The organism is Pseudoalteromonas sp. TB51, from assembly GCF_000498055.1.
Classification (GTDB): Bacteria; Pseudomonadota; Gammaproteobacteria; order Enterobacterales; family Alteromonadaceae; genus Pseudoalteromonas; species Pseudoalteromonas atlantica.
Genome location: NZ_AUTO01000229.1, coordinates 1 through 22,493, shown reverse-complemented (window position 1 = coordinate 22,493; position 22,493 = coordinate 1). Strand labels below are relative to the sequence as shown.

General features: G+C 40.7%; 21 protein-coding genes and 2 pseudogenes. 11 read left to right on the top strand and 12 right to left on the bottom strand.

Annotated features, from left to right (window positions below; translation table 11 throughout):
* Positions 1–310: 310 nt before the first annotated feature.
* From L650_RS0112840 to gpsA, 4 genes are read left to right on the top strand one after another with little or no spacing between them, the layout of a single operon-like run.
* Positions 311–742 (top strand): rhodanese-like domain-containing protein, encoded by a 432-nt coding sequence (locus L650_RS0112840; protein WP_004588616.1) that lies wholly within the window; start codon positions 311–313, stop codon positions 740–742.
* A 31-nt stretch (positions 743–773) separates the two neighbouring features.
* Positions 774–1,031, top strand: a complete 258-nt coding sequence (grxC, locus tag L650_RS0112835; protein ID WP_029773368.1) for a glutaredoxin 3 — start codon at positions 774–776, stop codon at positions 1,029–1,031.
* A 34-nt stretch (positions 1,032–1,065) separates the two neighbouring features.
* A complete protein-coding gene (gene secB / locus L650_RS0112830; protein ID WP_004588614.1) occupies positions 1,066–1,551 on the top strand; it encodes a protein-export chaperone SecB in 486 nt (161 codons plus the stop codon).
* A gap of 3 nt (positions 1,552–1,554) precedes the next feature.
* Positions 1,555–2,562, top strand: coding sequence for an NAD(P)H-dependent glycerol-3-phosphate dehydrogenase (gene gpsA / locus L650_RS0112825; RefSeq protein WP_029773367.1), 1,008 nt, complete (start codon positions 1,555–1,557; stop codon positions 2,560–2,562).
* Between the two features lie 97 nt (positions 2,563–2,659).
* Here gpsA and trmL read toward each other — a convergent pair whose 3' ends face one another.
* Positions 2,660–3,124 carry a tRNA (uridine(34)/cytosine(34)/5-carboxymethylaminomethyluridine(34)-2'-O)-methyltransferase TrmL gene (trmL, locus tag L650_RS0112820; RefSeq protein WP_029773366.1) on the bottom strand — a complete coding sequence of 155 codons (465 nt, stop codon included), beginning with the start codon at positions 3,122–3,124 and terminating at the stop codon, positions 2,660–2,662.
* A gap of 108 nt (positions 3,125–3,232) precedes the next feature.
* On the opposite strand from trmL, the gene L650_RS0112815 reads away from it, so the two are divergent.
* A complete protein-coding gene (locus L650_RS0112815) occupies positions 3,233–4,150 on the top strand; it encodes a cation diffusion facilitator family transporter (RefSeq protein WP_029773365.1) in 918 nt (305 codons plus the stop codon).
* Here L650_RS0112815 and L650_RS0112810 read toward each other — a convergent pair.
* The 3 genes and pseudogenes from L650_RS0112810 to L650_RS0112800 form a co-directional block, all read right to left on the bottom strand.
* Positions 4,110–5,026: pseudogene (locus tag L650_RS0112810) on the bottom strand (alpha/beta fold hydrolase). The gene L650_RS0112815 and the pseudogene L650_RS0112810 overlap by 41 nt on opposite strands.
* Before the next feature lie 2 nt (positions 5,027–5,028).
* Positions 5,029–6,444 carry an ATP-binding protein gene (locus tag L650_RS0112805; protein WP_029773364.1) on the bottom strand — a complete coding sequence of 472 codons (1,416 nt, stop codon included), beginning with the start codon at positions 6,442–6,444 and terminating at the stop codon, positions 5,029–5,031.
* Positions 6,422–7,111, bottom strand: a complete 690-nt coding sequence (locus L650_RS0112800) for a response regulator (RefSeq protein WP_004588608.1) — start codon at positions 7,109–7,111, stop codon at positions 6,422–6,424. The genes L650_RS0112805 and L650_RS0112800 overlap by 23 nt, the downstream gene beginning before the upstream one ends.
* 175 nt (positions 7,112–7,286) lie before the next feature.
* Between L650_RS0112800 and L650_RS0112795 the strand changes: the two genes are divergently transcribed.
* Complete coding sequence (locus L650_RS0112795; RefSeq protein WP_029773363.1) at positions 7,287–7,778, top strand: Spy/CpxP family protein refolding chaperone; 492 nt, start codon at positions 7,287–7,289, stop codon at positions 7,776–7,778.
* A 67-nt stretch (positions 7,779–7,845) separates the two neighbouring features.
* Here L650_RS0112795 and yacG read toward each other — a convergent pair whose 3' ends face one another.
* From yacG to nadC, 8 genes and pseudogenes are all read right to left on the bottom strand, one after another.
* Positions 7,846–8,076: a DNA gyrase inhibitor YacG gene (gene yacG, locus L650_RS0112790; protein ID WP_004588606.1), complete on the bottom strand. Its 231-nt coding sequence runs from the start codon at positions 8,074–8,076 to the stop codon at positions 7,846–7,848.
* 47 nt (positions 8,077–8,123) lie between these two features.
* Complete coding sequence (pilB, locus tag L650_RS0112785; protein WP_029773362.1) at positions 8,124–9,800, bottom strand: type IV-A pilus assembly ATPase PilB; 1,677 nt, start codon at positions 9,798–9,800, stop codon at positions 8,124–8,126.
* A 146-nt stretch (positions 9,801–9,946) separates the two neighbouring features.
* Positions 9,947–10,567, bottom strand: a complete 621-nt coding sequence (gene coaE, locus L650_RS0112780) for a dephospho-CoA kinase (RefSeq protein WP_029773361.1) — start codon at positions 10,565–10,567, stop codon at positions 9,947–9,949.
* 1 nt (position 10,568) lies between these two features.
* Positions 10,569–11,419 (bottom strand): annotated as a pseudogene (locus L650_RS0112775) (prepilin peptidase).
* 131 nt (positions 11,420–11,550) lie between these two features.
* Entirely contained in the window at positions 11,551–12,777 is a 1,227-nt protein-coding gene (locus L650_RS0112770) for a type II secretion system F family protein (protein WP_029773360.1), read from the bottom strand.
* Positions 12,778–12,786: 9 nt separating this feature from the next.
* The gene (locus L650_RS0112765) at positions 12,787–14,106 is read right to left on the bottom strand and encodes an O-antigen ligase family protein (RefSeq protein WP_029773359.1); all 1,320 of its coding nucleotides are present in this window, start codon (positions 14,104–14,106) and stop codon (positions 12,787–12,789) included.
* Positions 14,107–14,143: 37 nt separating this feature from the next.
* Positions 14,144–14,584, bottom strand: coding sequence for a pilin (locus L650_RS24575; RefSeq protein WP_171044758.1), 441 nt, complete (start codon positions 14,582–14,584; stop codon positions 14,144–14,146).
* Positions 14,585–15,060: 476 nt separating this feature from the next.
* Positions 15,061–15,906 carry a carboxylating nicotinate-nucleotide diphosphorylase gene (nadC, locus tag L650_RS0112755; RefSeq protein ID WP_029773357.1) on the bottom strand — a complete coding sequence of 282 codons (846 nt, stop codon included), beginning with the start codon at positions 15,904–15,906 and terminating at the stop codon, positions 15,061–15,063.
* Between the two features lie 215 nt (positions 15,907–16,121).
* Here nadC and ampD point away from each other — a divergent pair, with 215 nt between their 5' ends.
* From ampD to L650_RS0112730, 5 genes are all read left to right on the top strand, one after another.
* Positions 16,122–16,676: a 1,6-anhydro-N-acetylmuramyl-L-alanine amidase AmpD gene (gene ampD / locus L650_RS0112750; RefSeq protein WP_029773356.1), complete on the top strand. Its 555-nt coding sequence runs from the start codon at positions 16,122–16,124 to the stop codon at positions 16,674–16,676.
* A 13-nt stretch (positions 16,677–16,689) separates the two neighbouring features.
* Entirely contained in the window at positions 16,690–17,541 is an 852-nt protein-coding gene (ampE, locus tag L650_RS0112745) for a beta-lactamase regulator AmpE (RefSeq protein ID WP_029773355.1), read from the top strand.
* 540 nt (positions 17,542–18,081) lie between these two features.
* Complete coding sequence (gene pdhR / locus L650_RS0112740; RefSeq protein WP_004588597.1) at positions 18,082–18,831, top strand: pyruvate dehydrogenase complex transcriptional repressor PdhR; 750 nt, start codon at positions 18,082–18,084, stop codon at positions 18,829–18,831.
* A gap of 90 nt (positions 18,832–18,921) precedes the next feature.
* Complete coding sequence (gene aceE, locus L650_RS0112735; protein WP_024031395.1) at positions 18,922–21,588, top strand: pyruvate dehydrogenase (acetyl-transferring), homodimeric type; 2,667 nt, start codon at positions 18,922–18,924, stop codon at positions 21,586–21,588.
* A gap of 10 nt (positions 21,589–21,598) precedes the next feature.
* The coding region (locus L650_RS0112730) for a biotin/lipoyl-containing protein (protein ID WP_029773354.1) at positions 21,599–22,493 on the top strand (895 nt) is incomplete at its 3' end.

Here is a 22,493-nt window from a genome sequence, read left to right as displayed (position 1 = left end):
GTATGTTTGGTTTTTAGGTAAGGCAGAGCCTATGAAGTGTGGTTATTCCCCATAAATAGGCGATAACGTAGCATAAATACCAAACATGCGCTGCCCGTAGGGTTTTTTCTAGGGACTATTACCTTTTTGTTACCTACATGGATGTAGGTAAGGGGCGTGAGCAGGACGCGGAAGCTTTGCTCGGTTTTTACTTAGCCCACTAGGTTACAAATCTCGCGCCGCGATTTAATCGCCCCTAGATTGAATAAATTTCAATCCACAAAGGCCAACACGCCCTAGGTTTAGAACATAATTTCATAATGGAAGTAGAATGGATCAATATATTGAATTTATTACAAATCATCCTATTTTAAGCCTAGCTTGGGTTGGTCTTGTATTCCTTATTGTAAGCGGCTGGATAAAGAGCAAGTTTTCAGCAGTGAGAGAAATAAACCCACAGCAATTAACACTTCTTATTAATCGTGAAGATGGCAAAGTAGTTGATATTCGCGCTCAAAAAGAATTTAACGCAGGTCGTATTGCGGGTGCTGAACACTTAAGCCCTGAAAAAGCAAAACAATCTGACTTTTCAAGCCTTGAAAAGCACAAGAGCAAACCCATTATACTAGTATGTGCCACAGGCATGACTGCTCAAGGTATTGCTAATGCAATGCATAAAGCAGGCTTTGAATCGGTTTATGTATTATCAGGTGGTATGGGGTCGTGGCAATCTGCCAGCCTTCCAACTACAACAGGTCGCTAATCAGTTTAGTAGTACCGATAGAGGATTTATTATGAGTAATGTTGTTTTATACACCAAAGCGTACTGTCCATTTTGCCAACGTGCTCTTGCACTTTTAAACAGTAAAGGCGTTGAGTACACAAATGTTGATATTGGTGTTCAACCAGAGCTTCGCGATGAAATGATTGCTAAAGCAGGTGGTGCAAGCACAGTACCGCAAATTTTTATTAATGATGAACATATCGGTGGCTGCGACGACATGATGGCTATTGAAGCGCAAGGTAAACTTGACGCTAAGCTAAATGCTTAATTTTAATTATAAAAACTAACACGTAGGAAGCACAATGAACGAAGAAAATCAAAACGCAGCAGCACAAGAAGGTGGCGCACAATTTACTATTCAACGTATTTACACTAAAGATGTATCGTTTGAAACGCCTAACTCGCCTGCGATTTTTCAAAAAGAATGGACGCCAGAAGTTAAGCTAGACCTAGACACGCGCTCTAATAAGCTAGACGAAGGTGTGTTTGAAGTGGTTTTAGCACTAACGGTTACTGCTTCTATCGGTGAAGAAACTGCGTTTTTATGTGAAATTCAGCAAGCCGGTATTTTTACAGTTGGTGAGCTTGAAGAAGTACAACTAGCACATATGCTAGGTGCATACTGCCCTAACGTGTTATTCCCATACGCGCGTGAAGCCGTATCTAATCTTGTTAACCGTGGTACTTTCCCACAGCTTAACCTTGCGCCAGTGAACTTTGATGCGTTATTTGCACAATACATGCAACAACGTACTGCGCAAGCTGAGCAGGTTTCAGCAGACGCATAATTTATGAGTACAGCAACTTCAGCTGTTACTGTATTAGGAGCGGGGTCTTACGGCACCGCTCTTGCTATTTGCTTAGCCCGAAATGGTCACCAAGTGACACTTTGGGGTCGCAATAGCGACGACGTTGCCACGCTTGCAGCTGAGCGGAAAAATCAACGTTACCTTCCTGATGTACCATTCCCCGACACTCTTTTATTACAAGCCGATTTACAACAAGCCGTAGCCAGCAGTGCCATTGTACTTGTGGTTGTGCCAAGCCATGCCTTTGCAGATACATTGCAGCAAATTAAACCTGCGCTGGTTGAAGGTGCGCAAGTTGCGTGGGCAACAAAAGGGCTTGAGCCAAATACTGGTCGCTTGTTACAAGAGGTTGCCCTGCAGGAACTAGGTGATGAGATGCCGCTTGCGGTTTTATCAGGGCCAACCTTTGCAAAAGAAATGGCAATAGGGCTACCTACTGCGATATCGGTGTCGTCTACCTCAACGGAGTTTGCGCAACAACTTGCAGATTTACTCCATTGTGGGCGCTCGTTCCGCGTGTATAACAACGATGACTTTATTGGCATTCAGTTAGGTGGCGCGGTTAAAAACGTAATAGCCATTGGTGCAGGTATGTCTGATGGGGTGGGCTTTGGTGCTAATGCACGTACTGCACTGATCACTCGCGGCTTAGCTGAGCTAACGCGCTTAGGGTGTGCCTTAGGTGCAAAGCAAGAAACCTTTATGGGTATGGCTGGACTTGGCGATTTAATCTTAACATGTACCGACAATCAATCGCGCAACCGTCGCTTTGGTTTGGCATTGGGTAAAGGTGAAGGGGTTGATGCTGCTATTGAGTCTATTGGGCAAGTTGTTGAAGGCTTTAGAAACACAAAAGAAGTGTATTTATTAGCACAACGCGCCGGTGTAGAAATGCCTATTACTGAGCAAATTTATAAAGTACTTTATGAAAATAAAGATATGAAAGAAGCCGCCATGGCGTTATTAGGCCGAGAGCAGCGCGCCGAATAAGTGAGCATATAATGCCCACTTTATTAAAAGCATGAACATGCTTTGCTATTAAAAAAACCGACGCTATGTCGGTTTTTTATTGTTTGGTACAAGGTGTTTATTGCGCGTTAGGAAAGCCTAGCTGGCGCCATGATTCATAAACGAATACCGCCACAGCGTTAGATAGGTTCATACTACGGCTATTGGGCTGCATAGGAATGCGCACACGCTGATCGTTAGGCAGCGCTTGAATCATCTCATCGGGGAGGCCGCGAGTTTCTGGCCCAAATACCAAGCAATCACCGGCTTCATAACTGGCTTCGTGATGAAACTGGCTGCCTTTAGTGGTGCATGCATACACTTTTTTAGGTTGGCACTTTTCAAGGTAGGCTTCAAACGAGGCATGGCGCTGTACATTACTAAACTCGTGGTAATCTAGCCCGGCACGTTTTACTCGCTTATCGTCCCACTCAAAACCTAATGGCTCAATTAAATGCAATGAGTAACCTGTGTTTGCACACAAGCGTATGATATTTCCTGTATTTGGTGGAATTTCAGGTTGATATAAAACGATATCCAGCATAATGCGCCTTTCTATTAATCTATAATTTGACGAGTGGCAGTATACACGAAACCGGTAAAAAAAATGATATACTCGCGCCATTGAATACCGCAAGTAGTGAATATTAACGTGCATCACCGTAGTTACGAATTTTGGGTTAAAACATCAAGCATAGTTACCATGGTTATGGTTAGCTTAATGATAGCCGCTAAAACCTGGGCATGGTTGGCATCGGGTTCAGCTTCTATGCTTGGCTCATTAACCGATTCATTAATGGATATTACCGCCACGGCCATGAGCTTTTTAGTACTAGGGTATGCACTGCGCCCAGCAGATGACGATCACCGTTTTGGCCACGGCAAAGCAGAAGCCCTAGCCGGACTTGGCCAGGCTGCGTTTATAGCAGGGTCGGGGTGCTTATTGGCGTTTCATGGTATTGAGCGATTATTTAACCCAATTGTGCTTAGTCATTCACTGTTAGGTGTGTGGGTGAGTATATTTGCTATTGCTTGTACGTTAGTGATTGTGTTTTTTCAGATCAAAGTGGTTAAGCATACCGAATCCATCGCTATTAAAGCAGACTCGGTGCATTACAAAGGGGATTTAATTTTAAATGCGGCGGTATTACTTGCTATTTTGCTCTCGTACTATGGGGTGTTATACGCAGATCCGCTGTTTGCCATAGGCGTTGCCGGTTACTTACTTTATAACAGTTGGGATATTGCGTGTGAGAGTGCCGATCATCTTATGGATAAAGAACTCCCAGATGATGAAAAGCAAAGTATTTTAGATATTGCTAACGCACATAAAGATGTACACGGTGTACATGATATTCGCACTCGCCAAGGCGGTAAAATTAAGTTTATGCAAATGCACTTAGAGCTTGATGATCATTTAAGTTTAATACGTGCCCACAATGTGGCTGACGATGTAGAAAAGGCGCTTGCCGAGCGCTTTGACTCTGAGGTTGATATTTTAATTCATCTAGATCCGCTCTCGGTGGTACCTAAGTATCAAACGAAGAACAAAACTGATACAAGCGCATAAGCACAGGTTTTCTAATTTCGTCGCGTTCAAACAATAGCTCGTGCTTAGCCCCTGCAAAGCTTTTCAGCTCGGCGTTAGGGAGCCTATTTACGAGCTTTTGTTGCGCGTTGTTATCAACCACTTCATCGTTTTGTGCGCTGGCAATAAAAATAGGGAGGTTGATTGTGTGGGTATCCACGGCAGACATAAAAGCAAAGCTTGCATTTAACNTGGCTGTTGCTGATAAGTGAGCCTAAAGAGGTTGTACCGCACTTGGCTGCTGGTTAAAGTATTAAGCGCAAATTCTTCTGGGTTGTAATCGTTTTGCCCTAGCGCATAACTGTAGCCAAAACCGAGCTTTGTGGCGGCGCTGGCTATAAATTTAGCTACCGGTTTAGGAATACCTTTAGTGTAAATATCAAACATGGGCGCAGACAAAAACGCGCCGCTGAAAGTATGCGGGTAATTTGCAAAATAATCGTACGCTATAGCGCCACCCATAGAGTGGGCTAATAATATTTTTTTGCCTTGCCAGTGTTTATTTACAATATGTTGATTAAATAAATCTAAGTCGGCACTGTAGTCACTAAAGCGTTTTACATACCCTTTGTGCTTATTTTTTAACGGTCGATACGAGCGGCCTTGCCCCTGGTGGTCGGCTATAAATACCGCATAGTTATTAGTATAAAGCTCCCACAGCAGCTCTTTATATTTTTCAAGCCCTTCTATGCGCCCAGAGCTAATTACTATGGCAGTGTTAGCTGTTTCTGGCACTGCGTAAGCAAAAAACAGTTTACCTTCAGATGCATTAAAATAGTTTTTATTAAGTACATTTTCGTAAAAGTGATTAATGCGTGCTTGGTTACTTTCAAGCGCTGATTCGGTACTGTAAAACATGCTTACTCTTTAATTAGTGGCAGGGTGATATTGGCACAAAGCCCGCCTTTTTCTTTATTAGATAGCGCTAAACTACCGCCGTGGGCAATAATAGCATTTTTAGCGATAGCTAAGCCAAGCCCTGTGCCGCCACTTACTCTGTCGCGAGCATCAGATTGCCTAAAAAAGGGCTCACAAAGCTTGCTAAGTTGCTCATTTGGAACGCCAGGGCCATCGTCGCAAATCTCTATATAGATTTGGTTGTTGTAGTGTACGTTAAAGCTAATGTTGCTGTGCGCGTATTTTATTGCGTTACGTAATAGGTTTTCGAGTGCGCTGGCAATTAATGATTCATCGCAGCTTAGCATTACATCGGCATTGCCACTAAAAGTAAGTGTTTTAGTATTTTGCTTGGCTTCAAACTGCGCATCGTTTAATACGTGCTCTACTATATCTTTTAACGATTGCTTTTGCAGTGACAGTGTTTGGCTTTGCGCTTCTAAACGCGACACTTGCAGCACGTCGGCAATCATTTTATCAAGCTGGTTTGCTTCTTTTTCTATACGTAATAAATACGATTGGCTTGCCTCGTTGGCTTGCATTTGTGCAAGGCCCGTTGCCATTTTTAAACGCGTAAGCGGGGAGCGTAACTCATGAGATATATCAGCCAGTAAGCGCTTTTGGGCACTAATAAGTTGTTCAAGCTGATTAGCCATACTGTTAAAGTCGCGCCCAAGTACTCCTAACTCGTCTTTTCTGCTTGCAGGTATGGCAACTCGCGCTGATAAATCGCCAGATGAAAGTTTTATAGCTGCTTTTTTAAGGCTGTTAATTGGGGCGATTAAATTGCGACTAAAAATAAAACTCAGGATTAAAGAAGCAAAAATAGCCACGAGTACTTTCATCCAATTTGGCATTAACTTAAAGCGCATGAGCAAAGGAGGTTGGTGGTTAATGTCTATTTCGTAGAGGTAAAACTGCCCCTCTGGCACGTTAATATTAATAGGGCCGAAAGCTTGGTATTTTTCGGTAAAAATGACCTGTGGCGCCAAGTTTTGACTAAAGCTAAGTAAGTTTAAATCTATTTCAGCGGGGATCTCTTTATTGCTTAATGCGTCTTCGGGTTGTGCTGCGCCTAAAAATAAAATTTTTCGTTTTGAAAGCCTAGGGTGCGACAAAACATCAGCAAGGGTGCGCTTGTGTTTAGTGGCGCTTCGCTCAATGCTTTTGGCAGTATAAATTAGGTTTTTTTTCATTGGCCCACGCAAAGGCTCGGTGCTTACTGCATTAATTGCCGTAATGTTGCTTAAAAATATAAGCGCAGCCACCGTGCCCGTTATTGTTAGCCAAAACCAAATAAATATTTTAAAAAATAAATAATGCCGAGGGTGCTTTAGCCATGCAAAGTAATGTTTATTACTCACCTTGGATGAAGACATAACCTGTTCCTCGCATTGTTTTTATTCGCTCGCCTTGAATATGCTCAGCTATTTTTTTTCGAATATTGCTAACGTGCATATCAATTGAGCGGTCGAACGAAGCTAAGCGCCTGCCTAATACTTCTTCACTTATTTGCTCTTTACTAACAACTTCGCCGGCGTTTTTAATTAGTAACACCAGTACTTCGTACTCTGTGCCAGTAAGCGTGAGGGTGTGCTCGTTAATAGCGGCCTCTCGGGCTGCCAGATTAACCGTAATGCCATTTATATTCATTTTGCTAGGCGTTGCAACGTTTAGGCTATTTATGTGCTCTATACGACGGGTAATAGCTTTTACACGGGCAAGTAACTCGCGGTGATTAAATGGTTTGGGTATGTAATCGTCTGCGCCTAGCTCTAAGCCAAAAATGCGATCAAAGTCTTCGCCTTTTGCAGTGAGCATAATAACTGGTGTTAGCTTTGTTTGCCTAAGTTGTTTAAGTACCTCAAAACCATCAAGGGTGGGGAGCATGACATCAAGCAATATCAGCGCGTAGTCATTTGATAGAGCAAGCTTTAAGCCTTGCTCACCATCGTGAACGCTTTGTACGTCAAAACCTTGCGCGGCTAAATATTCAGTAAGTAGTTCGCACAAACCTGTGTCGTCATCAATCATTAATAGCTTCATTTCAAACCCTTAGGCAATTTCTATATGGTTATTTTACTTCTTAAATTGTGCAAAAGTGAATCTTTACACAACCTTTACACTGCTTTGCGTTACTTTGCGTTGCAAGATGTATAGTTAACTCACTGACTTAGCAGTCACAACCAAATTCAATCCATCCAATATTAAGGTGATGATTATGACTAAAGTAAATACACTTTCAAAATTAGTACTTATTTGTGGTCTAGCAACGGCTACACTTGGCGCCGGTAGCGTATTAGCAAAAGGCGGCATGCACGATAAGCAAGGCCATTCTCAAGCGCGTTTTTTATTATCTGAGCGCGGTGCTGACAAGCTTGATTTAACGCAAGAACAGCAAACTAAGCTTGAAGCTATTTTTGAAGCGCAAAAAACACAGATGAAAGCAGTGCGCGGCGATGATAAAGAAGCCCGTAAAGCACAGCGTAAGGCTCAAAAAGAGAAAATGGATGCCCTACTTAGCGCACCAACATTTGACGAAAACGCTGCAAAAGAGCTATTAGCTGCACGCCACGAAAAAGGCACTGAGTTTGGCTTAATTAAGCTAAAAACACAGCATCAAGTAATGCAGGTACTTAACGCAGAGCAGCAAGAAAAGTTTGCAAAAATGCAAAAGCGTATGGGTAAAAAACACCGTAAGCAAAGAGACTAATTTATAGATTAAACACTAAAAAGCCAGCTTAATGCTGGCTTTTGTCGTTTAAGAGGGTGAAAAACGTTTATTTAAAAAAGTCGTCATCGTTTTTAGCCATCATCTCTTCAATATCTTCAATCATATCTTGGCTAATTTGGTTAGCCGAGGAAATAGGCGTTGATATTTTATTGTTCTCAAAAGACCATTCACCTAAATCAATAAGCTGACAGCGCTTAGAACAAAAAGGTCGGTGTGGGCTTTGCTGTGACCATTCAACTTTGTTTTTACAGGTTGGACAGTTAACAATTGTTGGCATACTTTACTCTCTACAATGTGTTTTAGCCCTAATTAGGGCTATCACTTTTACATATTGGTTACGCGATTAATTTCAGCCAGAGACGTTAAACCATCGGCGGCTTTTCGTAAACCCGATAATCGCAAGTTATTAAACCCAGCTTGTAGCGATACCTCTGCGATTTCGAGCGAGTTGCCACCGCGCATAATAATTTGTGCAATTTCAGGGGTAATTTGCATTACTTCGTAAATACCCACACGGCCTTTGTAACCATCGGTGCAATTTTCGCAGCCTTTGGGTGCGTATAGTGTCATATCTTCAATTTGTGTTGTGCTAAATCCTTGACGAGCCAATTCTTCTGCTGGCAGTGTTTCTGGAGTTTTACACTTAGGGCATAAACGCCTAGCTAAGCGCTGGGCAATAATCAAACTTATAGAGCTTGCCACGTTATACGCAGGCACGCCCATATTTAATAAACGTGTTATGGTTTCGGGCGCTGAGTTGGTATGTAGTGTTGATAACACTAAGTGACCCGTTTGCGCCGCTTTAATTGAAATTTCTGCGGTTTCTAGGTCACGTATTTCACCTACCATCACTACATCTGGATCTTGACGTAAAAATGCACGCAGGGCGTTAGCAAAGGTCATTTCGGCTTTAGGGTTAATTTGTACTTGGTTAACCCCTTCAAGGTTTATCTCTACCGGATCCTCGGCGGTACTAATGTTACGCTCTGGCTGGTTAAGTATATTTAAACCTGTATAAAGCGATACGGTTTTACCAGAGCCCGTTGGGCCGGTAACTAGTATCATGCCTTGTGGTTGCCCAAGCGCATCCATGTAGAGCTTTTTTTGATCCTCTTCGTAACCTAATACGTCAATACCTAGCATAGCGCTTGATGAATCAAGAATACGCATTACTATTTTTTCGCCCCATAATGTAGGCATAGTACTTACACGAAAATCGATGCTTTTACGCTCTGTAATTTTTAATTTAATACGGCCATCTTGTGGTTTACGTTTTTCAGCAATATCGAGCCTCGACATTACTTTGATACGCGCCGATAGCTTACTTGCTAATGTATTTGGTGGGTTGGCAACTTCATGCAAAATACCGTCAATACGAAAGCGAATACGGTATTTGTGTTCGTAAGGTTCAAAGTGTAAATCAGAAGCGCCTTTTTTAATGGCATCCATTAAAATTTTATTGATATAAACAATGATTGGCGCATCGTCTTTATCATCATCTTTAGGTGTGGTTTCTTTAGGGCCTTCACTATCTAGGTCGGCAAACTCTTTAAATTCATCGGCGCTTAAATCTAAGCTGCCTGCAGCATCAAGTAGTTGCTCAATTTTGTTATCTAGCTGAATATAGTCAACCACGACTATTTCGCACGATAAGCCGGTGCTAAATTCAAAGTTTTCAAAGGCACCGTAGTCAGTTGGATCTGAGGCGGCAATGTATACTTTTCTGCCTTTTTGAACCAGCGGTAAAATGTGGTGTTTACGTATTAGCTTTTCTTTAACTAAGTCTTCGGGGATTTGTGCAGGGTCGAAGTCTTTTAAATCAAAATACGGTACGCGAAATAAGTCTATACATTGTTCAGCTAAGTCGTTGCTGTCAATTTTTCCACATTTAGATATAAGCTCGGCGGTTGAGGCAAACTCTTGCTGTTTTGCTTTTACGGTATCGGCATCAATGCGGCCAAGCGTTATAAATTTTCTCAATAACGGTGAGTTAATATTCATTGCGCACCTATTTTAGTCCTTCAATAGTTAACAATTTATCAGAAAAAAGCAGGTGATTAAATTCGCTGTGCTTATCAACACCTTTTTTGCTAACCAAATTACGAGTTTATGTTGTTATGACCGCATTAAGGGGCATTAGTTGTATTTTATACTGCATATTGTAGGTAATTTTTATGAAGAACAACAAGTTCTGCATGAACAAGCGATAAATCGCGGTCATTATTTAGAATATCATCAGCTTTTTGTTGTTTTTCTTCACGCGGCATTTGCGACGCTATAATGCTATTTACTTGCTCAAGGCTAATATTGTCGCGTTTTATAGTACGTTCAATCTGCACAGGCTGTGGTACATCAATCAATAAAGTGCGGTTGCAGTATTTGTTAAGTTTATTTTCAAACAATAATGGTGCAACTAATACAACATAAGCACTGCTTGCATTATTTAAATCGGTGAGTATTTTCTCCCGAATGAGCGGGTGTAATAGTGCGTTAAGCCAATTTTTATCATCATCGTTGGTAAATATTTTAGTGCGCAGCGCTGCTCTGTTTAATGTGCCATCGGGTAGTAAAATACCCTCGCCAAAGTGTTCAATGATTGCATTTAGCCCTGTGCTGTTAGGGGCTACTACTTGGCGAGCAATAATGTCGGCATCAACAACGCAAATACCTAGCTCTTCAAACATATTACTAACAGCCGTTTTACCGCAGCCAATACCGCCTGTTAAACCCAATACCCAATTGTTTATTTTAGTTGCTGGCTTATTCATACTAATAACCAATTAAATTAAAATACGCAGCTTGAATTTGAGCGCCCCACAGCAGTGTTATCCAACCCGCTATGGCTAAGTAGGGGCCAAATGGAATGGGGGTTGCTTTGTCTTTACCTTGAATACTTAAAAGGGCAATACCAATAATGGCGCCCACCACGCTTGAAAGCAAAATAATGGTTAATAGTGACTGCCACCCAAGCAGTGCGCCAAATACGGCCAGTAACTTAAAATCGCCATAGCCCATGCCTTCCTTGCCGGTTAATAGCTTAAATAACCAAAATACACTCCACAGGCTTAAATAGCCGCAGGCTGCCCCCNAAGCCATACTAAAGGTAAAGTGAGCTGGTCGGGCAAGAGCATATGGTCAATATCAATAAAGGTGAGCGCCACTAAAATCCAGGTTACAAAAATATATAAAAGGGCGTGCTCAGTAGCCCCAAAACTGTAGGCAATAACTAAACTTAATAGCGCGGTAATGGCTTCAACTATTGGGTAACGTGCTGATATTGGGTTACTACAATTAGCGCATTTACCTTTAAGCACAATCCAGCTAATAATAGGTATATTCTGCCAAGGCTTAATCGCGGTTTTGCATTTAGGGCAGGTAGAATTTGGTTTTACTAAATTAAATGGCTCATTGGTGTTGGTTTGTGTAGGTTTGTTTGTTAATTCATCTTCTAATAATAATCTACATTCACTTTGCCATTCTCGCTGCATCATTAACGGAAGTCGATAAATAACTACATTTAAAAAACTACCTACACATAAACTAATTAAGCCAACCGTGGTTAAATAAAACCACTGCTGACTTTGCATCGCAGAGGTTATATCAAGAAAAAGATTTTCCATTAAAATACCTAACTTCAGGCCATTTATAGGCCAATTTTATTTCGCTGTGTTGAATAGTTCTTACTATTCATTTTATCTTGCAAGCTATTAATTAGCGTTTGAAATTTTGCTTACAGCTTACAGTTATGTTTTTAAATTACAGAGCCTAACTGGAAAATAGGCAAGTACATAGCCACAATTAAGCCACCTACAAGCACGCCAAGCACAGCCATAATAAGTGGCTCTAATAAGCTAGATAAGCCATCAACTGCATCATCAACTTCTTGCTCGTAAATAGTTGCTACTTTGGCTAGCATACCATCTAACGATCCAGACTCTTCACCAATGGCCACCATTTGAATAACCATGTCGGGGAATATTTTAGAGTTACGCATCGCCCAGTTCATTTGATTACCCGAGCTCACCTCTGCTTTAATATCTAAAATAGCATAACGATACACAGCATTACCGGATGCACCAGCAGCTGAGTCGAGTGCATCAACAAGTGGTACACCTGCAGCAAAGGTGGTCGAAAGCGTACGAGCATATCGTGCAACAGCGGCTTTGTTTAAAATCATGCCAATTATAGGCAGCTTTAATATAGCTCTGTCGGTTGCATCTCTGAGTTTTAAGCTTCTGAGTTTAGCTTCTTTAAAAGCATAGCCAAAGCCAACAAGTGCTATTAACATCATCCACCAATATTCCTGCATAAATTCAGAAATGGCGATTACAAATAAAGTAAAGGCAGGCAACTCTGCGCCAAAGCCATTAAATATATCTTGAAACTGCGGTACTACAAATATAAGCAGTATTGAAGTAACGATAAGAGCCACAACTAAAACCGCGATAGGATAAAACATGGCTTTTTTAATTTTTGATTTAAGCGCTTCGGATTTTTCTTTGTATAAAGCTACGCGGTCAAATATTTTATCAAGCGCGCCTGATTGCTCGCCTGAAGCGACTAAATCACAATATAAATCATCAAAATAGCGAGGGTGTTTTCGTAGCGCTTGGCTAAGCGGCTGACCTGCTTTTACTTCATCGCCGATAGTCTCCATCAGCTTGGCTACGCTTTTGTTGGTAGAGCCTGTACCTATCATTTCAATAGCTTGAATGAGTGGTACGCCGGCCATTAACATAGTAGCGATTTGTCGTGTGACTAAAGCGATATCTCTCGGGGTGATTTTTTGTAGACGAGTCCCGAATAGAGGTTTAGCTTTTCGCTTTACTTTTGATGGTGTAATACCTTGTTTTCTAAGTTGGGCTTTAACTAATGCAATACTGGCTCCAGTCATCTCACCCTCTAACTTTTTACCACGTGCACTTACGCCCACCCACTCGAAGGTATCTTGATTATGCTTTTCTATTTTTTTTGTCACATTTTGACCTTAACCACTTAGGCTGCAAGATTGAAAAGAAATTACACCATGATTCCAGTAGCTAGGACCATACTGCGGGGAGTGAATACATAACTTACTACTCAAAACAAGAAGTAAGTATATACATATAATGATAACTAAAATGATGATTTTCCTCTTGCTTAAAACCAAAGTCTCCATTTTTATGTTAAGTGCGTAAGCAAGTAGCAGTCCCCAAAAGAAAAATAAAAAGGTTTGTGGAAGGGGCATTACAATTATTCCACTGAAAAGAGAATATACTATTAAGCTCATAAATGTTGCAAAAGCTGTTAACTTTTCAAGAGGAAAAAAGTTTTTTTTGATTAATAGGTGCTTTATCAAGTGAACTAGCATAGCAGATACAGTAATCAAAATAACACAGCCCCAATTATAAAGTATTTGAAGTACACTATTGTGTGGGTGACCAAGTTCGTATAAATAGGATACATAAGAGCCTGGGCCACTACCTAATGCTATGTTTTTAATTGTTAGTCTATTTATAAGCTCTTCCCAAAGCTCAATTCTGCCGGAGCTTGAATATCTAAATGTATAATCCAGTTGTTCATTACCAATACCAATGTTTAAATTTACAATAAAGAAAAAAACAAATGAACTTAATAAAACTTTTGATGTAGTTGTTAATGCCTCTTTTGATACTTTATCGGTTTTTAAAAGAAAGGAGGAAAAGAAAATCAACAAGCAAGATAGAATTGCACCTCTCGCACCTGTTTGTAGCATGATAAAAAAATTTATAAATATAAATATAAGAGCTAAGCGCCTGATACTTGGTGTGGATAAGGCAAATATTAAAGAAAAAAGTGTTATTACTTGAAATTGGTTAAAAAAACGAACGTTTGAAAATACAAAGTGAACTTTTTTAAAGTTTAGCTTTTCTCCTGATATTACGAAAAATGACATATCTAGTAAAATTAATGAGACTAAAAGTATATTGGAGAGGAATAAAAGATAAAAAATAATTCTGATATGTTTTCTTGATTTATACCCTAGCGCTACTACCCCCCCTAACAAAATAAAATGAGTATAGTTTAATAGCGCTGTGAAAAGGAAATCGCTTAAAAGTGTAGAAAGTAAGCCAAAAGATAAAATTATTAAGAGAGCACTCTTATATTTAATGTTTATTAAATCGACTAAAAAAATATACCTAGCTGTAGCAATCAATAAAGCAACTTGAGCAAAACGTTGTCTATTGTAATCATTGATTTGAATAAGCTCAGAAAGTGGGGAAATGGATATAAACAAAAAAAGGCACAAAAATAAAATGCTTATATTAAAAGGGTAAGAGTCTCTCATTCTTGTTTAAGGGGGGAATTATCCCCCTTTTTTCTAATTAGCTTTTACCACAGCCTTTTGGTGCTATAGCTTCATTAGTTAAATTGTGAGAGCATGACCATTTAAATGACCCCCCAGTAACCGAAGGTGTAAATGTGAAAACAGCGCTTTGCAAATCACTAGAAACACCAGTGGAATTCATTGTTGCTTCAATTACACCATTAGCTTTTAATGCTACTGCTGAGTATGTTCCACTTGCTTGAAAAGTGCTAAGGGCTGGAGTAGTTGTCGCGCTTGGGTAGCCACCTTCACTTTGATAAAACTCAGCAACTCCGGTTTTGATACCTGATGTTAAAGATACTGCCTCTGAAGCTTGCGCTCTAGCCGTATAATCTTGATACGCTGGCAAAGCTACTGCAGCAAGAATACCGATGATTGCTACAACAATCATTAGTTCGATTAGGGTGAAACCCTGTTGTTTTTGAGTCATTGTTTTCATGTTTCCTCTCCTAAAGGATAATGTTTTGTAAGATAGTCAGGGGTTAGTGGCGAAAGTGCCAAACTTAATTTACCTGATTAACTTTACAGATTTACTTAAAAATAAATTTTCATGTACTTTTAGCCTTAGGTATGAAACACAAAAGCTAAATGTGAGTTCATTATGTTGCAACTTGCACAGACTACCTAAACACAAAGTAGACTAAATATAGGAAACATACTGACCATTTGCTTTAATCTTTTCGGTATTTTTTGAAGATTAAAACAAAAAGCAGTTACTTATTACTATATTTTTCAAGAAAGTAATACAACAAGTTTAGTCTAACACTTTTTTTATGCTTAAAGCACTTATAGTTTATTCAAAAGTCGACTTTATTTAACAAGTTGTTACAAATTAAGCCTTTTGGATTATTAAATGCCTTTTTACTTATTTTGTCAATCAATTAGCGCTATTGTAATTTAAGTGTAGCGTTAAAACTATACAAAACGCATCGATAAATCGATTGATTGTAAATTTTTTGTAAGTGCGCCGCTGGATATAAAGTCGACACCTGCCTGCGAGTAAGTTTTAAGCGTTTCTAGCGTCATATTACCAGAAACCTCTAATTTAGCGCGCTTATTAGTAGTGACCACAGCTTGCTGAATTTGTTCAACGCTAAAATTGTCGAGCATGATTATATCGGCGCCTGCATTAATGGCTTGCTCAAGTTCATTTAACGACTCAACCTCTACTTCTACGGGTTTTGTAGGGTGGTTTTGCTTGGCTTGTGCGACTGCTTTATCAATACCGCCACACGCTGCTATGTGGTTTTCTTTAATTAAAAACGCATCAAATAGGCCTATACGGTGATTTGCACCGCCGCCGCATTTTACAGCGTATTTTTGAAGTAGCCTGAGTCCTGGTATTGTTTTACGGGTATCGAGCAGCTGGGTTGTGGTGCCGCTAAGCTCTTTTACATAATTTGCAGTTGTGGTTGCGGTACCCGAAAGCGTTTGTACAAAGTTAAGCGCGGTACGCTCTGCAGTTAAAATAGCGCGGGCAGAACCTTTAGCTGTAAATAAGGTGCTATTTGCTGGCACAAAGTCGCCATCATTTACTAATACGTTTACTTCAACGCTTGGATCTACTTGCTTAAACACTTCTATAATGATGTCTTTACCGCAAAAAACGCAGTCTTCGCGGGTAATTACTTTAGCATTTGCGTGCTCGTTTTGTGGAATAAGCTGCGCGGTAATGTCGCCGTCTTGTGCTGATTGATAATTTAGATCTTCATCTAAGGCGAGGGTGACAAGTTGAGTAATAAGCGTGTGCGAAATTGACATATGAAGGCTCATAAGTGTTAATAAATTAAGCAAATTTTACTATGTTTAAATAACTAATAGAAGCGCTTTTAAATGAGCGGGGGTTATTACACCTACATATATAGTATGGCTACTAAAAGTAATGCTACCAGCTGAATGTTAGCTAACCGCAATGGCTATCATTCTTTATATAAATCCTTTAGCATCAAGTTTATGTATACCGTGGTATTAAAATAATGCAGATAGATTCAAGCGGAGTTGTCGCTAATATAACGCAGCGGCCCTGTACGCATTTTGATGATCGCCCTGAAAATACCGATATTTCGCTGTTGGTAATTCATAATATTTCCTTGCCGGCTGGGCAATTTGGCACCGAATACGTTGATGCACTGTTTATGGGTGAGATTGACTGTAATGCGCACCCCAGTTTTTGTGATTTAAATGGTCTTAGAGTGTCAGCCCACTGTTTTATAAAACGTACTGGCGAGATTATTCAATATGTGCCATTTAATAAACGCGCGTGGCATGCCGGACAATCTGAATATGAAGGGCAAAGCGCATGTAATAACTTTAGTATAGGTATTGAGCTTGAAGGTACAGATACCACACCTTACACTCAGGCGCAGTACACCAGCTTACATAATCTAACAAAGGCAATTATGACCCGTTACCCGCTTATAACCACTAAGAGAGTAGTAGGGCATTGCGATATAGCACCTGGGCGAAAAACCGACCCTGGGGAAAGTTTTAATTGGCCTGCTTATATAAGCAGGCTAGAACAAGCAAATTAAGTGAGTCGCTATCATGATTTTAGTTTCTATAATTATTGCACTAATACTTGAGCGTTTAGGTGCGCGCTCACAGTATTGGCAAATAAGCCATTACGTTAATGGTTATTTAAATCGCTCGGGTAAATTACTTAGTGAAAACGGATTGTTTAGCTCGGCAATTGGCTTTTTAATTTGGTTACTTTTGCCGGTAGTGGCTGTTGCGCTTATATATGTACTCTCTGACTTTGTACTATGGCAATTGGCTATAAATGTTGCGGTTTTATTGGTTTGTTTTGGTTGTGCTAAGCACCGCGCTTTATATAAGTCGTATTTAAATGCACTAACGCGGGATGATAAAACCGCGGCCTCATTATACGCACTACAAATGGGGCAAAAACACCTAGAGGATGAAGAGGGCGGAGAAACATTTGGGCAAACCTTAGCGTGGATTAATTTTAGATTTTATTGCGCCGTTATTTTTTGGTTTGTAATGCTTGGCGCCCCAGGAGCCGTGTTGTATGCAATAGTGCGTACGTTGGCCGATTTAGTTAAAGAAAACCATAAAGTGGTGTTTGCAAATCGTTTTACGCTGCTGCACAAATTATTATTTTGGCTAGATTGGCTACCAGCGCGTGTTGCAAGCTTTGGTTACTTAGTTATTGGTAACTTTAATAAAGGTACAAGCTGCTGGTTGCATTATGTATTGGATTTTAAAACGCCAAACCGCAAAGTAGTTACGTTTACAGCGCTTGCGGCTGAGCAAGTAGAGCAGCGTTATTACGGATGTGCTATTGAAGCCACTTGTATGATTAAATTAGTTAAACGCAACGTGCTTTTTTATTTAGTACTGATTGCACTGCTTACTTTATTTGGCGGTTTATCGTAGTCGCGATTTTACATCGCGCAATGTACGCCGCGCTTAGGATGAATATCGGGGTGAGGGTGTTGGTCGCGGGGTAAACCCGCTGCTACGATTTTGCGTAGTCGCGATTTTACATCGCGCGACGTACTACGGTTCTGTGTAGTCGCGATTTTACATCGCGCAATGTGTATCTCTCTTAGGGTGAGTATCGCGGCAGGATAATTGGTCGCGGGGTAAACCCGCTACGACCCTCTTTGATTCAAAAATTAATTTCTTCAATAATTTCAACTAGAGTGAATATTCTAATTAGCTCTGGTCAGACCATTTATTTTCATCTTGTTAACGTTTGAATAAAACAACCTCAATTGTGCATTGTTTGAACTTGGTTCAAAATGCGTTACGCTACTCTAATTGCTCAAATAACCCGTAAATTGACAGTTATTTGCCTTTTTGATACCTTATTGAAAATTTTTGGTATGACCAATTTACCTTTTGGGTAAATCGTCAAGCTCTAGGCCTTAAAAATTAGGCTTTTTAGTATTTATGCAACGTGGACGTTGATTAATGTCTTTAAAGATTAAAGCAGCAAAATTATCTGATGTTATTTTACAGCAACTTGAGAATATGATTCTTGAGGGCTCATTAGCGCCAGGTGAAAAACTGCCGCCAGAGCGCGAACTAGCAAAACAGTTTGAGGTGTCTCGCCCCTCACTGCGTGAAGCTATCCAAAAGCTAGAAGCAAAAGGATTGGTCACTCGCAGGCAAGGCGGTGGCACGTTTGTAAAAAATCAGCTTGAAGAGGGACTCACTGATCCGCTGTTTGATTTGATCAGTAAGCATCCTGAATCACAGTTCGATTTACTTGAATTTCGTCATGCACTTGAAGGGATTGCAGCATATTATGCGGCGCTTCGTGGTACCAGCACCGATTTTACCAAGGTTAAACAAAGCTTTGATAAAATTGCTCAAGTTAATAACGATTTACAATTAAAAGCCAAAGCAATTAATGCGTTTCACTTTAGTGTAGCCGAAGCCTCACACAACGTGGTTTTACTTCACTTAGTGCGAGGCATGCAAGCGCTACTGGAGCAAAATGTATTGCAAAACTTAACGGTTTTATTAAAAAAACCAGATATTAGCAATCAATTAGCCCAGCACCGGCGCTTATTAATGGATGCCGTAATTGAGGGCAATCCAGAACAAGCCCGTTTAGCAAGTAATGCCCATTTAGCCTTTATTGAAGAAGCATTACTTGAAGCGGGTAAAGAGCATTCGCGAATTGAACGTAGTTTAAGACGCACAAAACAAAATTAAGCTAATACGCTGTACTTAGAACACACTAAATTAGGTATACGTGGTATTAAATTAACAACATTCGTATTTTAAACATAAGGAAACCTCCATATGTCTGAAGTCAATAAAATTGACGTAGACGCGCTAGAAACACAAGAGTGGTTACAAGCTCTTGAATCAGTTGTGCGCGAAGAAGGTGTTGAACGAGCTCAGTATTTACTTGAGCAAGTGTTAGAGCAAGCCCGTTTAGACGGCGTTGATATGCCAACTGGCACAACAACTAACTACGTTAATACTATTCCAGTAGATCAAGAACCGGCGTACCCAGGGGATGTAAACCTTGAGCGTCGTATTCGTTCGATTATTCGTTGGAATGCAATCATGATTGTATTACGTGCATCGAAAAAAGATCTCGACTTAGGCGGCCATATGGCGTCTTACCAATCATCAGCTGCGTTTTATGAAGTGTGTTTTAACCACTTTTTCAAAGCGCCAAATGAGGTAGACGGCGGTGACTTAGTTTACTACCAAGGTCATATTTCTCCGGGTATTTATGCGCGTGCATTTGTTGAAGGTCGCCTTACGGCTGAACAGCTTGATAACTTCCGTCAAGAAGTAGATGGCAAAGGTTTACCGTCATACCCGCATCCTAAATTAATGCCTGAATTTTGGCAGTTCCCAACGGTATCTATGGGCTTAGGTCCAATTGCGTCTATTTACCAAGCACGCTTTTTAAAATACCTAGACGGCCGTGGCTTAAAAGACACTAAAAACCAACGTGTATACGCGTTTTTAGGTGACGGTGAAATGGATGAGCCAGAATCACGCGGCGCAATCTCTTTTGCTGCACGTGAAAAGCTAGACAACCTATGTTACTTAATTAACTGTAACTTACAGCGTTTAGATGGCCCAGTAATGGGTAACGGTAAAATTATTCAAGAACTAGAAGGCCTATTTAAAGGCGCTGGTTGGAACGTAATTAAAGTTGTATGGGGCAGCGGATGGGATATTCTGCTAGCTAAAGATACATCAGGTAAATTACTACAGTTGATGAACGAAACAATTGATGGTGATTACCAAACATATAAAGCGAAAGATGGCGCTTACGTACGTGAGCATTTCTTTGGCCGTTACCCAGAAACAGCTGCACTTGTTGCAGATATGACTGATGACGAAATTTTTGCGCTTAAGCGTGGTGGTCATGAGCCATCAAAACTTTATGCTGCATTTAAAAAAGCTGAGCAAACCAACGACCGTCCTACCGTAATTCTTGCTAAAACTGTAAAAGGTTACGGCATGGGTGAAGCGGCAGAAGGTAAAAACATTGCGCACCAAGTGAAAAAAATGGACATGAGCCATGTTGAACACTTACGTGATCGTTTAGGCCTACAAGATTTAGTATCAGAAGAGCAAATTAAAGATCTTCCATACTTAACGCTTGAAGAAGGTTCGGAAGAATACAAGTACTTACACGCACGCCGTGATGCACTTAAAGGTTACACACCTACACGTATTCCTAAGTTTACTGAAGAGCTAAAACTGCCAGAAGTAGACGCATTTAAGCCGCTACTTGAAGAGCAAAAACGTGATATTTCTACCACAATGGGCTTTGTACGTGCACTTAACGTGTTACTAAAAGACAAAGGCATTGGTAAAAACATTGTGCCAATTATTGCTGATGAAGCACGTACATTCGGTATGGAAGGTTTATTCCGTCAAATCGGTATTTACAATCCACATGGCCAAAACTACACCCCTCAAGACCGCGATATTGTTTCTTACTACAAAGAAGCTACATCAGGCCAAGTACTTCAAGAGGGTATTAACGAGCTAGGTGCAATGTCGTCATGGGTAGCTGCTGCAACATCTTACAGCACTAACGATTTACCTATGATCCCATTCTACATTTACTACTCTATGTTTGGTTTCCAGCGTGTTGGCGACATGGCATGGATGGCGGGTGACCAACAAGCACGTGGTTTCTTATTAGGTGCAACAGCAGGTCGTACTACGCTAAATGGTGAAGGTCTACAGCACGAAGATGGTCACAGCCATATTCTTGCAAATACGGTTCCTAACTGTATTTCTTATGACCCAACGTACGCATTTGAAGTAGCGGTAATTATTCAAGATGGTATTCGTCGTATGTACGGTGAAAACCAAGAAAACATTTACTACTACCTAACGCTTATGAACGAAAACTACCATCAACCAGCAATGCCAGAAGGCGCTGAAGAAGGTATTCGTAAAGGTATTTACAAGCTTGAAAGCTACGAAGGTAAAAAAGCCAACGTACAGTTATTAAGCTCAGGTACTATTATGACTGAAGTGCGTAAAGCTGCAGCCATTTTAAGCGAAGAGTACGGTATTGCTTCTGATGTTTACTCAGTAACATCATTCAATGAGCTTACCCGTGACGGTCAAGACGTTGAGCGTTTCAACATGCTTAACCCAGAAAGCGAGCAAAAAACGCCATACATCACTAGCGTATTAAACGACTCAGTGACTGTTGCTGCGACCGACTACATGAAAAACTACGCAGAGCAAGCGCGTTCATTTATTCCAAGCAGCAACTATAAAGTGCTTGGTACAGATGGTTACGGACGCTCTGATAGCCGTGAAAACTTACGTCGTCACTTTGAAGTTAATGCAAGCTACGTGGTTGTTGCTACGTTATCTGAACTTGCTAAACGTGGTGATGTTGAAAAGTCAGTGGTTGTTGAAGCAATTAAAAAGTTCGACATTGACACAAACAAACTAAATCCACTGTACGCATAAGAGGTTTGCAATGAGTATTGAAATTAATGTACCAGATATCGGTGGCGATGACGTTGAAGTAACCGAAATCTTAGTAAGCGTTGGCGACAAAGTAGATGTTGATCAATCGCTACTAACCGTTGAAGGCGATAAAGCATCAATGGAAGTACCTGCTGCGCAAGCAGGTACAGTCAAAGAAATTAAAGTAAGCGAAGGCGACACGGTAACAACAGGGTCGTTAATCATGATTTTTGAAGGCGAAGAGTCAGGTTCACAAAGTGAGCCAGAAGCGCCAGCTAAAACTGAGGCATCTGCACCTGCAGAAGCTTCAGGTTCTTCAACTAAAGAAGTAACCGTACCAGATATTGGTGACGACGAAGTTGAAGTAACAGAAATCATGGTCGCTGTTGGTGACAGCGTAGATGAAGAGCAGTCAATTTTAAGTGTTGAAGGCGATAAAGCATCTATGGAAGTACCAGCTCCTTTTGCCGGTACTGTAAAAGAAATTAAAGTAGCCGAAGGCGACAAAGTAAAAACAGGCTCTTTAGTGTTTGTTTTTGAAGTAGCTGGCTCAAGTGCACCTGCATCAGATGCGCCAAAGCAAGAATCTGCGCCAGCAGAGACTACTCAAAGCGCCGAGCCAAGCACAAAAGAAGTAAACGTGCCTGATATTGGCGATGATGAAGTTGAAGTAACTGAAATCATGGTTGCTGTTGGTGATACGGTTGAAGAAGAGCAATCTATCTTAAACGTTGAAGGCGACAAAGCGGCTATGGAAGTACCAGCCCCGTTTGCTGGTACCGTTAAAGAAATTAAAGTGGCCGCTGGCGATAAAGTCAAAACTGGCTCACTTGTGTTTGTTTTTGAAGTTGCAGGCAGTGCGCCAGCAAAAGCAGCAGCTCCGGCTGAGCAAAAGCCAGCGGCTG